Origin of the sequence: Octadecabacter temperatus (assembly GCF_001187845.1) — a bacterium.
GTDB classification, from domain to species: Bacteria; Pseudomonadota; Alphaproteobacteria; order Rhodobacterales; family Rhodobacteraceae; genus Octadecabacter; species Octadecabacter temperatus.
On sequence record NZ_CP012160.1, the window covers coordinates 1,855,222 to 1,870,427 of the forward strand.

Here is a 15,206-nt window from a genome sequence, read left to right on the forward strand (position 1 = left end):
ACATGATATTTCCACTCGGCGGTCTGGTTTTAGGGGCATTGCTGGGGGCGTATCGTGCGAAATCCCGTGGTGGCAACACCGCTGACATGGCGCAATACGCAGCAGTCTTCGCCATGATCTTTGGCGTGATCGGCATGTTTGTCATGGTCATCATCACACGCATGTACGCCTGATGTTTCTGCCCTTCTTCGATCAACTTCGAAGAGGTGGCGTGCCGGTTTCCCTGCGCGAATATCTAACGTTCCTTGAAGGCATGCGCGCGGGTCTTGTGACCTACGACATTGAAGCGTTCTATTTCCTCGCCCGTACCTGCATGGTTAAGGACGAGCGCAACATCGACAAGTTTGATCGCGCCTTCGCCGCCTCATTCGAGGGGCTTGAGGCGATTCCGGCTGAGGCCGTGATGGAAGCCGTCGACATCCCGCAAGACTGGCTTGAAAAAATGGCCGAAAAGCACCTCAGCGCCGAAGAAAAGGCCGAGATCGAAGCGCTTGGCGGCTTTGATAAGCTGATGGAGACCCTCAAGAAACGGCTTGAGGAACAAAAGGGCCGTCACCAAGGGGGCAGCAAATGGGTCGGCACCGCTGGCACCTCCCCCTTTGGCGCATATGGGTATAACCCCGAAGGCGTGCGCATCGGCCAGAACGAATCCCGCCACCAACGCGCCGTCAAAGTTTGGGACAAACGCGAATTTCGCAATCTCGATGACTCTGTCGAAATCGGCACCCGCAACATCAAGATCGCCCTGAAACGCCTGCGCAACTGGGCGCGTGATGGCTCCGCCGAAGAACTCGATCTCAACGGAACAATCCGCGCCACGGCCGAACACGGCTACTTAGATGTCAAAACCCGCCCTGAACGGCGCAATGCGGTAAAGGTTCTACTGTTCCTTGATATCGGCGGTTCAATGGATCCGCATATCAAACTGGTCGAAGAACTCTTCAGCGCTGCGAAGTCCGAATTCAAACATTTCGAGCACTTCTATTTCCACAATTGCCTCTATGAAGGTGTCTGGCGCGACAACCGCCGTCGCTGGGACGCGCAGACCCCAACATGGGACATCCTGCGCACCTACGGGTCTGATTATAAATGTATATTTGTCGGCGATGCCTCGATGTCGCCCTACGAAATCGCCTATGTCGGTGGCGCGAATGAACACTACAATCAAGAAGCCGGCCAAACGTGGCTGGAACGTGCACGCGACCAATGGCCCAATCACCTCTGGCTAAACCCGCTGGATGAACGTTATTGGCAGTACACACAGTCTATTCAGATGATCGACCAAATCTTTGGCGCGGGCCGTATGGTTCCGATGACGCTTGATGGCATTACACGCGGGATGAAGCTGCTCACATGATTAAACACCTTTGGCAAACACACCGATTGGCAGTAATCGCCTTCGCCGTCGCCCTTAGCGCCCTCGTCTACTTTGGCGGTAAAACAATCACGTCCGCGATCTATTGGATGGACCCCGCCCACCAAGAACAGCCCCTCGCCGGTTGGATGACCCCGCGTTACGTCGCCCAGTCCTATAAATTGCCGCGCGAATTTTTGATTGAAGCCCTGTTCCTTGACCCGGACGCCCCACCGCGGCGCATTTCGCTTGATACAATCGCGCAACAAAACGGTGTGTCACTGGCCGATTTACAAACCCGCGTGGACGCCGCTGCAGCCGAACATCAGGCAGACCGCGCCGCACATGGCGCAGATGGCCACGAGCAGGACGAAACAGAATGAGCGAATACCTTCTGGCCCTTGTCGCCAACTACGGCACGACGATCGTGCTCTGCGCGACGTTCCTCAGCTGTCTGGCAATTCCGATCCCGACGTCCCTGTTGATGTTGGCCTCAGGCGGGTTCGCCGCAACTGGCGACCTTAGCCTGACCGTCGTTGCGGGGGCTGCCTTTGGCGGCGCTGTTGCCGGTGACAATTCTGGGTATTGGATTGCGCGCGGGTTTGGCCAACGCGCCCATGATTGGTTTCACAAAACGCCCAAGCGTAAATCCTTGATGACCAAGGCGCAGGATTTTCTTGATCGCCGCGGCAGCAGCTCGGTGTTCTTTTCAACATGGCTTGTCGCCCCGCTCGGGCCATGGATGAACTACACCTGCGGCGTCACAAGGTTCAATTGGCCACGCTTTGCGTTCTGGGCCTTTTGGGGCGAGGTCGTTTGGGTCGCCATCTACGTCGGCCTTGGCTACACGTTCGCCGACAATATAACTAGCATCGCCAGTTTACTTGGGAATGCATCTGGTTTTGTGACGGCCCTCGTTGCGGTTATTGCACTTGGGTATTGGTTGTTTCGCGCAAGCAAAAAGAAACGCGTCGCCTAACGCCTTGCCGCGTAGCGTCATTGGCCCCATATCTAATCCATGCTCAAGTTTCTCCCCATCCTGCTCGCCCTTGGTTACGGCATCGTCATGTACCGTCTGTCCGCGTGGCGCACGACGCGGGAGCTGGACGAGAAATCGACCGAGCTTGCGGACACCAAACTGCGCCACCTCACGGCGCAAATGGCTGACGTGGTCGAGCTTCCACGCATCAAAGTCTACATCTACGAAATCGAACCGGTAAACGGCCTCGCTGCCCCCGACGGACGTATCTTCATTACCCGTGGTTTCTTCAACAAATACAAAGACGGTGAAGTCACAGCCGATGAAATGGCCTCCGTTATCGCGCACGAACTAGGCCATGTGGCTTTGGGCCATTCGCGCCGCCGCATGATCGACTTTTCCGGCCAAAACGCCCTGCGCACGGCACTTGCAATGGTGCTGTCACGCTTTTTACCCGGCCTCGGCCCGATGATCGCGAATGCCGCGATGTCCATGCTCATGGCGCGCCTATCCCGCTCGGATGAATACGAGGCCGACGCCTACGCCTCTGCCCTCCTCATTAAGGCTGGTATCGGCGTTCAACCGCAAAAAGACCTGTTCACGAAACTCGAGCACCTCACCGGTGCGCGTGGGGCGTCCCAACCAGCATGGCTCCTCAGCCACCCCAAAACGCCCGAGCGCATCGCTGCGATTGAAGCCAACGAAGACAAATGGGGCGCGTAATCCCTATTTTCTTTGGCTCTTAAATACTCAAATCACGACCCGAGCAGCTTTCCCAACCGTGGTAGGCGGGCCTTGCGCATGAGTTTGCGCATCTCCCAAGGTTCACCAGACAAACGCCGCGCTTCGGCCAGAACAGCTTCACCGACAGATTGAACTGCGTCAGGGGCGTTCATGGCCAAACCAATCAAAAAACCATCAGGATCAACACGTTCCAGCCCTTCATCGGCCAATTCGTTTCGCGGAAAATCCTTGGCGTTCACCGTCATGATCGCATCCGCAGAACAGCCAACGGCGGCTGCAAGCACATGAATATCATTCGGGTCCGGCAGCCAGAGGCGTGCTTCAACCCCTTGCGGAATCTTCACTTCGGCACGTGGAAACCGCGCCTGAATGCTCGCGATCTCACCGCGTGCGATCGTTTCCCCCTCAGGGCCGATCTTGCGCGCAGCCCGCGCCCATTCTTCCAAGATGCGTGGTGACCAGCGTGGCTCAAATAACCCCTGCCCCGCGACGCCCAGCACAACCTCCCGCATAACGGTCGGGTAAAGTACGCAGGCGTCGATCAGGACTCTCATAGTCTAAAGACAAGCGCCTTTAGGTATCCGCTTTCCGCCAGTTGCGGCAGCAGCGGATGATCAGGTCCAGCTTGGCCCGTATAAACCAACTGGCTACGGCGACCGCCACGGCCGATGCCACGCGCGGACGCGTCGCGGAAACGTTTTAGATCGGCGGCGTGCGAACAAGAACACAGCACCAAATAGCCGCCCTCTTTCACCAAAGGCGCTGCCAGCCGTGCAACACGTTCATAAGCGCGAAGACCTTTTTCCGCTGTCTGCTTGGACGGTGCAAAGGCTGGCGGATCACAAACGACCACATCAAAGGTTTCACCCTCAGCGCCGAGGGCTTCAAGCACGTCAAATGCATCGCCGTGACGCGTTTCAAACTTATCCGCAACGCCAGAAGCCTCTGCCCCTGCCTTTGCCAATTCCAACGCAGGTGCCGATCCGTCAACCGCCACTGCAGACGCCGCACCATTCGCCAACGCCGCCAGTGAAAAACCACCGACATGGCTGAACACATCCAGTACCTTGCCACCCTTGGCCAATCCGGCCGCAAAGGCATGGTTTGGGCGTTGATCTAGGAACAGGCCCGTTTTCTGGCCGCCCATGACATCCGCCATATAGGTCGCACCATTCATTTGCACCGGAACGGGGCCATCTGGGGCCGTGCCATGCACAACCACCATTTCTTCGTCCAACCCTTCAAGGCTGCGTGCACGGCCTGTGCCGTTCTTGATCACGGTTGAAACGCCCGTCACTTCAACCAAAGCCGCAACAATCATCTCGATCATCGCCTCAGCGTAGGCCGCATTGGGCTGGATCACGGCCACATCGCCAAAGCGGTCGATGATAATGCCAGGCAGTCCGTCTGCTTCGGCGTGAACCAATCGATAGAACGGTTCATCGTAGCACGCATCACGGTGCTGCAAGGCGCGTTCTAACTTGGCTTTGAACCATGCTTGATCAATCACCGCATCGGTATCGAAATCCAGCATGCGAACGGCGATTTTTGAAAGCGGGTTGATCGTGCCAAGCCCAAGCGGGCGGCGGTCCGCGTCTTCCAGCACCACAAGGCTGCCTGGTGTGGCCCCTTTCGTGCGGCGGTCCATCACCAACTCATTGGCGAAGACCCACGGGAACCCGTGGCGAATAACTTGCGGTTTTGCTTTTGGAAGCAGGCGAACAATTGAATAAGGGAGCTGTGTCATAACAGCCCCCTTAAACGGTTCATCTTAGGTTGGAAAGCGGATCAGCTACCTGCTTGCTCAATTGTCACAACGTTGGTCAGACCTGTGAGCTCTCGTGTGAACAGTTGGGTCAGGTGCGCAGTGATGCGAACCTTTTGGCCCTGACCTTCGTTGTCAGCAGCAAGCGCGGCGTAACCACCAAGCGCTGCAAGGTCGCCATCGATACGGCGTGTTGCTTCAAGTATCTCGCCGGTTGCGGCGTCGCGAACGGTCAGGTCAAACTTGATCGAGTGAACACCACCAACAGAATAGCGCGTGCGTTCTGTCAGGGAATGAAAACGGGCCAGTTCCACGTCAACGATCACGGGAGTCGCACCTGTTAGGTTCTCGCCTGCGGCTTGAATGGATGTTTGGAAGATCGCGGAAATCTGCTCAAGGCGGTTGCCCAGTGGGTCACCACGCCAGACAACGTCTGCGATCGGGTAATATGAGTTCGCTTCAGACACACGCATGTCAGAAGGCGCGGCGAAACGGATCGCCTCGAGGGAATAGTCCCGTACAATTTGCGTTTGCTCAACTGCCGCGATACGCGGTGCTTCAAGCGGGGCATTTCGTGTTACTGTATCCACATTGGAACAGGCTGTAAGGGCGGCGGCGACTGCGCCAAATGCAACGGTTTTCAGTAGTAGTTTCATTGTATCCTCCGGGGCTTTGCCCAGTTGTTTGCCCCCCACGAGACACGTTAGTTATGTCGTAAGAGTTGGGGCAGAAATGTGGTTAACAAAAGGTCATTGCTGGGAAGTTGCGTGTTGGGGGCGTGACAGAACGCGCATTGTTAGCGCTAACCATTTGTGTTAGACGGAGGTCGAAATCTGAATCTGGCAGGACATCATGGCTCTTAATTCCACCATCGCACGCGTAACTGATCGCATTATCGCCCGTTCTGAAGGTCCGCGTCGGACCTATCTGGATCGTATGGCGGCAGCCGCAGCCGAAGGCCCGCGTCGTGCGCACCTGACCTGCGGCAACCAAGCCCATGCTTACGCCCCGATGGGTGATGACAAAGCCGCGCTTGTTGCTGAGAAAGCCCCGAACATTGGCATCATCACCGCCTACAACGACATGCTGTCCGCCCATCAGCCCTTTGAAAACTATCCCGAGAAAATCCGCGCAGCGGCGCGTGCAGCCGGTGGTACGGCTCAGGTCGCGGGCGGCGTTCCGTCCATGTGTGACGGCGTGACCCAAGGCCAAACGGGTATGGAGCTGTCTCTGTTTTCGCGTGATGTGATCGCCCTCTCCGCGGGCATCGGCCTGTCCCACAACGTATTTGACTCAGCTCTTTATCTTGGCGTTTGCGACAAGATCGTTCCCGGCCTAATCATGGCCGCCGCGACCTTCGGCTACATTCCAGGCATGTTTGTGCCGGCTGGTCCGATGACGTCCGGCCTGCCCAATGATGAGAAAGCAAAAGTTCGCCAAGAATTCGCCAAGGGCAACATTGACCGCGCCGAATTGATGAAGGCTGAAATGGCGTCTTATCACGGTCCGGGCACCTGCACATTCTACGGCACGGCGAACACCAACCAGATGCTGATGGAATTCATGGGGCTTCACCTGCCCGGTGCGTCCTTTGTGAACCCCCACACTGACCTGCGCGAAGAACTGACAATTCAGGCCACAAAGCGCGCGTTGCAAATCACAGCACTTGGCAATGAATACACGCCCGTTTCCGATATTCTTGATGAAAAGGCGTTTGTGAACGGCCTTGTCGGGCTGATGGCAACGGGTGGCTCTACCAACCTCGTCTTGCACCTCCCAGCAATGGCGCGTGCTGCTGGCGTGATCCTCGATCTTGAAGATTTCTCTGACATTTCTGCCGTTACCCCGCTGATGGCCAAGGTCTATCCAAACGGTCTGGCCGACGTGAACCACTTCCACGCGGCGGGCGGTTTACAGTTCATGATCGGCAACCTGTTAGAAAACGGCCTTCTACACGAAGACGTTAAAACCGTTGCCGGCCCGGGCATGTCTCACTACGCCAAAGAGCCCGTGATGAATGACACAGGCTTTGGCTACCGCGACGGCCCAAAAGAAACCCACAACGACAAGATCCTGCGCCCTGCGTCGGACCCGTTCGCACCGCAAGGTGGCTTGGTTCAGCTTAGCGGCAACATCGGACGCGGCGTGATCAAGATTTCTGCCGTCGCCGAAGACCGCCACGTGATCGAAGCCCCTGTGCGCATCTTCCACGAGCAGCATGACTGCAAAAAGGCCTTCCAAGCGGGCGAGTTAACCGAAGACACAATCGTCGTCGTGCGCTTTCAGGGGCCAAAGTCCAACGGCATGCCAGAACTTCACTCGCTGACCCCGACCCTGTCTGTCTTGCAAGACCGCGGTTTGAAGGTGGCCTTGGTAACAGACGGACGCATGTCTGGCGCATCTGGCAAGGTTCCCGCTGCGATCCACGTTGCACCAGAAGCCGCTGACGGTGGTCCGATCTCGCTTCTACGCGACGGTGACATCGTGCGTTTGGATGCCGACAAAGGCACGCTTGAGTGCCTTACGGATCTATCTGGGCGCGAACCAGCGGTCGCGGATCTGTCCGGCAACGGCAACGGTGTTGGCCGCGAATTGTTTGAGGTCTTCCGTAATCAGGTTGGACCGTCTACAGATGGCGCCGGAGTGGTCGTCTAGTATACCACTCTAGCTATTCACTTAATAAATAGGGCTTCGGCCCCGCTGACACTTCCAAAGGATACGAAAATGACACCTGTACACGCTTCTGAACTCGCAGCAAAAGTCTGTGCACTGGCCCCAGTTGTGCCCGTTCTCGTCGTTGACGATGCCTCTGTTGCGGGCGATCTGGCGACAGCGCTCGTTGCCGGCGGCCTCCCTGCCCTCGAAGTGACATTGCGCACACCTGCAGCACTCGACGTGATCCGTGAAATGGCGAAGATCGAAGGCGGCGTTGTTGGTGCGGGCACATTGCTCACGTCCAAGGACGTAGAAAACGCTAAGGCGGCTGGCGCGACGTTTGGTGTTTCACCTGGCGCTACGGACCGCTTGCTCGACGCGTGCGAAGCCAACGATCTACCCCTCCTCCCAGGTGCAGCGACGTCTTCAGAATCCATGGCCCTGCTTGAGCGTGGCTACACGGTGCAAAAGTTCTTCCCAGCCGAAGCAAACGGTGGCGCTGCGGCGTTGAAGGGCATCGGTGGCCCGTTGCTGGCGGTGAAATGGTGTCCAACGGGTGGCGTAAGCCTTGCCAACGCGCCGCAGTACCTTGGCCTGTCCAACACGCTTTGCGTGGGTGGTTCATGGGTTGCACCAAAGGGTCTCGTGGACGCGCAAGATTGGGCCGGCATTACCGCCCTTGCATCCGAAGCTGCGGCGCTTGAACGCTAAACGTCGCTAGAACCGGTTGGGACATAGGGACGCCGCGCGTTCCTGCTTTGCACCGTCAAATACCAAGTCGCCGAAATTTTCGTAAAAACGCGTGCAATAGGCGTGGACATAACTGTGACCGAAGATTTCGGCATATGCTGGTGTTTCGTGTTTGAACATCACAAACATGAAAATCGCATGCTGTTCGAGAAAATAACCGTCCTCGGCAGAAGGGTAGATTTGTTCAAAGTCAGTCGCACGAATACGCGCTGCATGCTCTTGCGGAACCAACGCAGCAGCGGTCTCGGTATCAGCAGCGGCCCGTAATTCAGAGTGCGCTTGTTCAACCAGCGCAGTAAACAATGAATAGTCGCGTGAATAACTCGCGTCGATCTTTTGGGCCTGCCTTTGCTTGACGGCTGGCACGATCATTATCGCCAAGGCGCAGCATCCGATCAGAACTGCACTCACCCACCCTGCTTTAGTGAAACTTTTGGTGCTGAACCAAACCGCAATGAACGTTGCCGCAATCATCGTTGCCAGCCCCGCAATAATGAATAAGCCAGCAATTGCTCTGCTTACGCCGCCAGGATCACTCGGCGTCGACATGGATGAAAGTGCAACAATTAATCCGGCAAAGGCAATCACAGCGAAAACCGCTGCTAGTGACTTACCTACCCGTTCATTCGAATTCACTTCGCCAATCTCCCACGTCGCCCGCCGCGGCGCGTGGGTGTTTGGGACGCTGTAAGCCCTTCGCGCAGCGTTATCGTCATCGGATGGTCGTCGGTCCCCGTCCCGTGTCGCGCCAGCAAGGCAGAAATGCCAACAACGCTCACGCCTTGGTAGCTTAGAGCCCAATCAAGGAAGATCGATCGGCACTCGGGCGCGCTGATACCTTCGATTTTGTAGGACTCTTCGATCAACCCTTTAGGGTCCAAATCATCACCCTTTGCCATTGTTATCTCCTACCAACTTCGCGATCACAGCCGCCGCTTTGCCAGATACATCATTTAGCTGCGTAGCCAAGGCATCAAGGCTGTCAGCACCCGTTTCGCGCAAAACAAACCGTTTGCCACCCTCGCCCAGTTTTTCCGCGTTGAGCCCAGAACCGAGCAGCAATTGCGCAGCTGCTTGCACTGACCAACACAATCCCGCCGCATCCAACAACGCTGTGCTGTCTGCGGCATCTAGGCCACCGCTGGCGACCTGATCAGTCGTAGATCGCGCCGTTTTGCCAGCCTGTAACGCAACCATTTGCCCTGCAAGTTCAACATCTTGCAATCGCCCCGCGCCAATCTTGGCGTCCCACGCACCATCAGGTGCCTTTGCATCCGCGATCCGGCGGCGCATGTCTCCAACGTCACCTGCAACCGTTTCACCGCTAGCTTTGGCCGCCAGAACCCGTGCGCGAACGGCTTCTACATCTGCGGCCAAATCAACGCCACCCGCCACGACCCGCGCACGGGACAGCGCAAGATGTTCCCACGTCCAAGCCTCATTCATTTGGTAGCTCTCAAAGCCCGAAAATGACGTTGCAACAGGCCCCTGCCCGCCAGACGGGCGCAGGCGCATGTCCACCTCGTACAATCGCCCCTCTGCCATGGGAACCGTCATCGCCGTCACCAAAGCCTGCGTCAGACGTGCATAATAGGGCCGTGTTGCCAGCGGTTGTTTCCCGTCAGAGCTGTCCACGTCTTGTCCGTCATAGATAACAATTAGATCCAGATCAGACGCTGCGTGTAGGCGCCCCGCCCCAAGGCTGCCCATGCCAACCACAACCGCACCCCGTCCAGGCGGTTGGCCGTGTTTGGTGGCAAAATGATCAACGACAACGGGGAACAACGCACTCAGAACTGTTTGTGCAAGGTCGGCGTATTGGCGCCCTGCTGTTTCGGCATCCACAAGCCCACGCAAGTGATGCACCCCAATGCGAAAGTGCCATTCTTTTTGCCAGCGCCGCGCAGCATCCAGCTGTGTTTCATAGTCATTCGCTTGACTCAGGACAGCGTTCAACGCGTCCAACAACCCGTCCACCTGCGGCCAATCAGAGAAGAAATCCCCGCCAATCACTGCATCAAACACGGCTGCGTTGCGTCCAAGGTATTGCGCCAATGCGGGAGCGGTGGCGGCAATGTCGACCATCATCTGCGTCAATTGTGGGTTGGCTTCGAACAGGGAAAACACCTGCACGCCAGCCGGAAGCCCCGACAAAAACCCATCAAACGCCAACAACGCTTCATCTGGTTTGGCGGCCTCCTGCAAGGCATCCAATAGACGAGGTTTTAAGCGATCAAAAATCTCAACGGCCCGATCAGACCTTAACGCGGGATAGGTCAACCAACGCTGCGTAATGCTTTCCCCGAAATCGGAAACAGGCGCGGCCTCAGACGGGGCAAAGAACCCTTCTGTCAGCGCATGCACTGCCTCAAGGCGATCGTTCAGCTCAACGCGCAAGGCTTTGTCTTCAATACCCACAAACGCTGCCAACCGCGCGAACCCTTCGTCAGTGTTTGGCAGGTCGTGGGTCTGGGCATCATTGAGCATCTGTAAACGGTGCTCGACCTCACGGTGGTAACGATAATGATCCGTCAGCACATTTGCATCGTCTTGCGGCACCCAGCCCGCATTCGCCAGCGCCGCCAAACCATCAACCGTGCCACGACAGCGCAATTCGGGATCACGACCACCCGCGATCAACTGACGTGTCTGCGTGAAGAACTCGATCTCGCGAATGCCCCCGCGCCCCAGCTTCATGTTATGCCCTGGCAGCGAAATCGGCCCGCCAAGCCCTTTGTGCTCGCGGATGCGCAGGCGCATGTCGTGGGCGTCTTGAATGGCGACAAAGTCCAAATGTTTGCGCCACACGAAGGGTGTGAGCGTTCTCAAGAACCCCTCACCCGCTTCGATATCCCCTGCCGAAGCCCGCGCTTTGATATAGGCCGCGCGTTCCCACGTGCGTCCGACGCTTTCGTAATAGCGTTCTGCTGCCTCCATACTTAGGCAGACAGGGGTCACCGATGGGTCAGGGCGTAGGCGCAGGTCGGTGCGGAACACATACCCATCGCCCGTCAGATCGCTCAGCAATGCCGCCATCTTACGCGTTACCCGCACGAACGCGGCGCGGGCATCATGGAAATCGTCAGGGTCAAAGCGGGTTTCATCAAACAGGCAGATTAGGTCGATATCGCTGGAATAGTTCAGCTCAAACGCACCACCCTTGCCCATTGCAATACTGCACATGCCCGCCGCCGTTTCGGCATCCGCCTCAACCTGCCCTGGGACTTTTCCACGGGCGATTTCAGCCCCCACAAGACGTTTAAGGGCCACATCAACGGCACCGTCCGCCAAACGGGCCAATGCGCGCGTAACCTGTTCTAGCGACCAAACACCACCCAAGTCAGCTAGCCCCGTTAACAAGGCTATACGCCGCTTGGCTTGGCGTAGGCCGGACTGCAACTCAGGCAATGCCAGACCACCAATCTCTGCCAGTTCCGCCTCAAGCGCGGCGTCAGGGTCGTCAAACGCATTGCGCAGCCAGTCGCCGTCGCGCGTTAGTAATCCGCTCAAATAGGGGCTGCACCCCGCCGCCCCTGCCACCAATTCACGTACCGATGCATCGAAATCTCCAAACGCACTAGCCGCATCCGCGCCAAGGGCGGCATCAAACGGTGTGGGCGAGCGGGTGATACGGGAAGAAAATGTCATGTCCTGACATTGGGCCTCTGGTTCGTTCTGGTCAATCGCAACCCGCTTTGGCATCTTGAAAACATGAGTAAAAGTTTGAAACGAGTCACCCGTGCGCTGTCTGATGCAGGCCACGACATCACACCACTGGAAATGCCCAGCGAAACCCGTACCGCGCAGCAAGCGGCGGATGCAGCAGGCTGTCATCTGGACCAAATCGCCAAGTCGATCATCTTTCTTGGCGAAACCTCGGGTGAGGCCATTTTGTTCATCACAGCGGGCGGTAACAAAGTCGACGCCGCCAAAGCCAGCGACGTCGCGGGCGAACCTTTGGGCAAGGCCGACGCTGCCCTGATCCGCAAACAAACGGGGTTCGCTATTGGCGGGGTCTCCCCCATCGGACACCTGAACCCGATCCGCGCATTCTGGGATGCGCGGCTGTCTGAATTCGACGAAGTCTTCGCAGCCGGCGGCACACCGCGTCATATTTTTCCAATTGCACCCACGACGCTAATAGCACTGTCAGGGGCCAACAGCGCAGAGTTCACATCATGATCCGCCTATTTCTAAATCTTGCACTGCTTGCATTTCCAATTGGAGTATTCGCACAAGACGTCGACTGCCCTGAGGTTACATCACTGCGTGACGCGCCCGTTTTTGACTTTTCACAAAGCTACCCAGAAGAATTGCTTCAGTCCGTCGTGATGGCTGAGGATCGAAACTACTACTCAAGCTTCTTTGGTACCTCGACCATCACCCTCCAAGTGGCGAAACAATTCTCCGTCCCCACACAGCGAACAGTCGCGTCTAGGGCAATTGAGCTTTGCCTCGCGCTGAAACTTGCTGATGAATTCACCCAAGACGAGATCCTAACAATGTGGTTACAGTCGCGCTACTTTGGACGACGTTGTTATGGTGTGGAAAACGCTTCAGAGCAGCTGTTCGGTGTTACCGTCGAAAACGCTCAGATGTCTGACTTCATTACCCTTGCTGCACTCGCCAAGTCCCCCGTCAGAGGGCACCAAGATCGTGCCCACCTTGCACAGTATTTTGCCCTTGCGGTTGAGAATGGCGTAATCGCTGGTCTACTCAGCGAGGACGTTGCGGATGCCCTTATTGCGCAGGGCCCCTCTACCATTCTTGATGGGAACTGCGCCGAGTAAGAGGAAAAGTATAGTTCAAAATCAATACACTACCATGTTAATGTAAAAAACATTTACATTTAGTCTTGCGAAGTACGCCGCTCCGCCCCATCTTGGTAATGTGAAAGGCATTCACATCAAACATAACCAACCAATGGAGCACCCGAAATGACCACCTCGTCCACCAACATTGACTACAACGCCCCTTATGCGCGGCCTGTCCGCGAGGGGAACTGGTTTAAACGCAGCGAGGCGTGGCTCGATGAGCGCGGCAAAGGTGCATGGATCGCCGCGATGGTCCTCGGGTTCATCTTCGTGTGGCCTGTCGGTCTCGCCCTTCTCGCCTATATGATATGGAGCAAACGCATGTTTTCAGGAAATTGCGCCCACAAGCGTCAACGTCACCACGCCCGCCATTCAATGATGCGCTCGGCGATGTCTTCCTCAGGTAACGCAGCCTTTGATGCGTATAAGGCCGACACCCTGAGCCGCCTTGAAGAAGAGCAGTCCAACTTTGAGGAGTTCCTCAAGCGTCTGCGCGATGCAAAGGATAAGGCCGAGTTCGACCAGTTCATGGACGACCGTGCAGAACGCAGCACGGATGACGCCGCAGACGAGCCGGACACAAAACCATCCAAGTAACACCAAAGCGTCCCGTTTCAGTCGGGGCGCTTTCACCAATCAAATAATAGGGGACACAGAACCATGACGATGACGGCCCACACCCATTTCACGAACGATACACATACCGACACCGCGCAGCCGGAAATGCACATTGCGGTGCAAATCATTGCCACGCTGACATTCGCGGCCTTCGCCATTCCCGTCACAATCGTTGCGCTGAACGTCTTTTGGCCTGCTGGTATTGTGATTGCGATGATGCTGGCGTGGCGCGGTGGGTTTGCCCCGACGGGCCGCCCGTCCCCTGCCCCGCGCGATCTGGACGAGGCTGTGAAATCCCTCATGCCAACAACGGCACAGAAAAGCAGCGGCAACGCGAGCTTTGATGCCTATCGCAGCGATATGATCAATCGCTTGGAAACCGAACAGCAGAACTTTGAAGGCTTCCTGACGCGCCTGCGGACGGCCAAGGACCAATCAGAGTTTGACGACTTCATGGATGACCGCGCTGCGCGACTAGACGCAGACAGCTAAACGTCCCCCTTGGCGCAGGCCCATCCCTGTCTGCGCCAACCTTAGGCCGGCCGCTTATCCCAACCAGCGGCCGGCCACTTTGAACGCCACCAATGACGTTTAAATCACCCATAAATCGCGGGTTGTGGCGAGGGGCGCGTGTTTGTTACGCTACCGTCAACACAAACCGTCAGAGTTCCGATGCGTCATAGTTTGCCCATTGCGCCACAGTTTTATGTGACAGCCCCCCAGCCCTGCCCCTATTTGGCAGACCGGATGGAGCGTAAGCTGTTCACAGCGCTGCAAGGCGACGCAGCTGAACAGTTGAATAATTCACTTTCCAAGCAAGGCTTTCGTCGCTCGCAAAACGTGCTGTACCGCCCGTCTTGTGCAGATTGCGCTGCCTGTCTTTCGGCCCGCATCAAGGTGGCTGATTTCGCCCCGTCCAAAAGTCAAAAACGCGTGTTGAAACGAAACACGGACCTAACCCGCAGTGCGTCCTCGCCTTGGGCGACTGAGGCGCAGTATGCCCTGTTTCGCGACTACCTTGATAGCCGCCACGCAACAGGTGGCATGGCTGATATGGACCTGTTTGAATTTGCTGCGATGGTTGAAGAAACACCGATCCGCACCCGCCTGATCGAATACCGTTCGGCCCATGCGGAAGCGACGATTGTGAACGACCCATACGAGGGGTTGCGCGCTGTCAGCCTGACGGATGTCTTGGATGACGGGTTGTCGATGGTCTACTCCTTCTTTGACCCCGAGTTGATGAAGTCCTCAGTCGGCACATACCTAATCCTCGATCACATCCAAATCGCCCGCGAACTTGAGCTGCCTTATGTTTACTTGGGCTACTGGGTCCCTGGATCTGACAAGATGGGCTACAAGGCGAATTTCAAAGGCGTTGAGATTTATCGCGACGGCAACTGGCAGACGTTGACCGATCCGGATGACTATTCCGCGGACACTGGCCCGCTTGCCGTTCCGCCAATCGCAGAGCAAGTGGCGCGGATAACCTTACCGGGCGGCGAAAGCTAATCAGCCTTTAGCCCG

At 56.8% G+C, this 15,206-nt stretch carries 18 protein-coding genes; 12 read left to right on the plus strand and 6 right to left on the minus strand.

Annotated features, from left to right (window positions below; all coding sequences use genetic code 11):
* Nucleotides 1–2 precede the first annotated feature (2 nt).
* Genes OSB_RS16695 through OSB_RS09305 form a run of 5 tightly spaced genes read left to right on the plus strand, consistent with a single transcriptional unit; the run spans nucleotide 3 to nucleotide 3,056 of the window.
* Nucleotides 3–173 (plus strand): hypothetical protein, encoded by a 171-nt coding sequence (locus OSB_RS16695; protein ID WP_158454112.1) that lies wholly within the window; start codon nucleotides 3–5, stop codon nucleotides 171–173.
* Nucleotides 173–1,357: a vWA domain-containing protein gene (locus tag OSB_RS09290; protein WP_049834731.1), complete on the plus strand. Its 1,185-nt coding sequence runs from the start codon at nucleotides 173–175 to the stop codon at nucleotides 1,355–1,357. The genes OSB_RS16695 and OSB_RS09290 overlap by 1 nt, the downstream gene beginning before the upstream one ends.
* Nucleotides 1,354–1,737 (plus strand): hypothetical protein, encoded by a 384-nt coding sequence (locus OSB_RS09295; protein ID WP_049834732.1) that lies wholly within the window; start codon nucleotides 1,354–1,356, stop codon nucleotides 1,735–1,737. Before OSB_RS09290 ends, OSB_RS09295 begins: the two co-directional genes overlap by 4 nt.
* Nucleotides 1,734–2,333, plus strand: coding sequence for a DedA family protein (locus OSB_RS09300; protein ID WP_049834733.1), 600 nt, complete (start codon nucleotides 1,734–1,736; stop codon nucleotides 2,331–2,333). Before OSB_RS09295 ends, OSB_RS09300 begins: the two co-directional genes overlap by 4 nt.
* Nucleotides 2,334–2,372: 39 nt before the next feature.
* A complete protein-coding gene (locus OSB_RS09305) occupies nucleotides 2,373–3,056 on the plus strand; it encodes a M48 family metallopeptidase (protein ID WP_049834734.1) in 684 nt (227 codons plus the stop codon).
* Between the two features lie 32 nt (nucleotides 3,057–3,088).
* Here the strand turns inward: OSB_RS09305 and OSB_RS09310 are convergent, their stop codons facing one another.
* From OSB_RS09310 to OSB_RS09320, 3 genes are read right to left on the minus strand one after another with little or no spacing between them, the layout of a single operon-like run.
* Nucleotides 3,089–3,631, minus strand: coding sequence for an RSP_2648 family PIN domain-containing protein (locus OSB_RS09310; RefSeq protein WP_049834735.1), 543 nt, complete (start codon nucleotides 3,629–3,631; stop codon nucleotides 3,089–3,091).
* Nucleotides 3,628–4,824 (minus strand): RSP_2647 family RNA methyltransferase, encoded by a 1,197-nt coding sequence (locus tag OSB_RS09315; RefSeq protein WP_049834736.1) that lies wholly within the window; start codon nucleotides 4,822–4,824, stop codon nucleotides 3,628–3,630. Before OSB_RS09315 ends, OSB_RS09310 begins: the two co-directional genes overlap by 4 nt.
* A gap of 41 nt (nucleotides 4,825–4,865) precedes the next feature.
* Entirely contained in the window at nucleotides 4,866–5,498 is a 633-nt protein-coding gene (locus OSB_RS09320; protein ID WP_049834737.1) for a DUF6778 family protein, read from the minus strand.
* A gap of 196 nt (nucleotides 5,499–5,694) precedes the next feature.
* Between OSB_RS09320 and edd the strand changes: the two genes are divergently transcribed.
* On the plus strand, nucleotides 5,695–7,497 hold the full coding sequence (edd, locus tag OSB_RS09325; protein ID WP_049834738.1) for a phosphogluconate dehydratase: 1,803 nt from the start codon (nucleotides 5,695–5,697) through the stop codon (nucleotides 7,495–7,497).
* A 69-nt stretch (nucleotides 7,498–7,566) separates the two neighbouring features.
* Nucleotides 7,567–8,208 (plus strand): bifunctional 4-hydroxy-2-oxoglutarate aldolase/2-dehydro-3-deoxy-phosphogluconate aldolase, encoded by a 642-nt coding sequence (eda, locus tag OSB_RS09330; protein ID WP_049834739.1) that lies wholly within the window; start codon nucleotides 7,567–7,569, stop codon nucleotides 8,206–8,208.
* 6 nt (nucleotides 8,209–8,214) lie between these two features.
* On the opposite strand, the gene OSB_RS09335 is transcribed toward eda, so the two are convergent.
* Genes OSB_RS09335 through OSB_RS09345 form a run of 3 tightly spaced genes read right to left on the minus strand, consistent with a single transcriptional unit; the run spans nucleotide 8,215 to nucleotide 11,895 of the window.
* Entirely contained in the window at nucleotides 8,215–8,883 is a 669-nt protein-coding gene (locus OSB_RS09335; protein ID WP_049834740.1) for a hypothetical protein, read from the minus strand.
* Nucleotides 8,880–9,146 carry a hypothetical protein gene (locus OSB_RS09340; RefSeq protein WP_049834741.1) on the minus strand — a complete coding sequence of 89 codons (267 nt, stop codon included), beginning with the start codon at nucleotides 9,144–9,146 and terminating at the stop codon, nucleotides 8,880–8,882. Before OSB_RS09340 ends, OSB_RS09335 begins: the two co-directional genes overlap by 4 nt.
* Entirely contained in the window at nucleotides 9,133–11,895 is a 2,763-nt protein-coding gene (locus OSB_RS09345; protein WP_049834742.1) for a bifunctional [glutamate--ammonia ligase]-adenylyl-L-tyrosine phosphorylase/[glutamate--ammonia-ligase] adenylyltransferase, read from the minus strand. Before OSB_RS09345 ends, OSB_RS09340 begins: the two co-directional genes overlap by 14 nt.
* A gap of 63 nt (nucleotides 11,896–11,958) precedes the next feature.
* Between OSB_RS09345 and OSB_RS09350 the strand changes: the two genes are divergently transcribed.
* From OSB_RS09350 to OSB_RS09370, 5 genes are all read left to right on the plus strand, one after another.
* The gene (locus OSB_RS09350; RefSeq protein ID WP_049836110.1) at nucleotides 11,959–12,429 is read left to right on the plus strand and encodes a YbaK/EbsC family protein; all 471 of its coding nucleotides are present in this window, start codon (nucleotides 11,959–11,961) and stop codon (nucleotides 12,427–12,429) included.
* Nucleotides 12,426–13,037 (plus strand): transglycosylase domain-containing protein, encoded by a 612-nt coding sequence (locus tag OSB_RS09355; protein ID WP_049834743.1) that lies wholly within the window; start codon nucleotides 12,426–12,428, stop codon nucleotides 13,035–13,037. The genes OSB_RS09350 and OSB_RS09355 overlap by 4 nt, the downstream gene beginning before the upstream one ends.
* Nucleotides 13,038–13,184: 147 nt before the next feature.
* Nucleotides 13,185–13,658, plus strand: coding sequence for a DUF2852 domain-containing protein (locus tag OSB_RS09360; protein WP_049834744.1), 474 nt, complete (start codon nucleotides 13,185–13,187; stop codon nucleotides 13,656–13,658).
* Nucleotides 13,659–13,721: 63 nt separating this feature from the next.
* Entirely contained in the window at nucleotides 13,722–14,171 is a 450-nt protein-coding gene (locus OSB_RS09365; RefSeq protein ID WP_049834745.1) for a DUF2852 domain-containing protein, read from the plus strand.
* 180 nt (nucleotides 14,172–14,351) lie between these two features.
* Complete coding sequence (locus OSB_RS09370) at nucleotides 14,352–15,191, plus strand: arginyltransferase (RefSeq protein WP_049834746.1); 840 nt, start codon at nucleotides 14,352–14,354, stop codon at nucleotides 15,189–15,191.
* Nucleotides 15,192–15,206 lie beyond the last annotated feature (15 nt).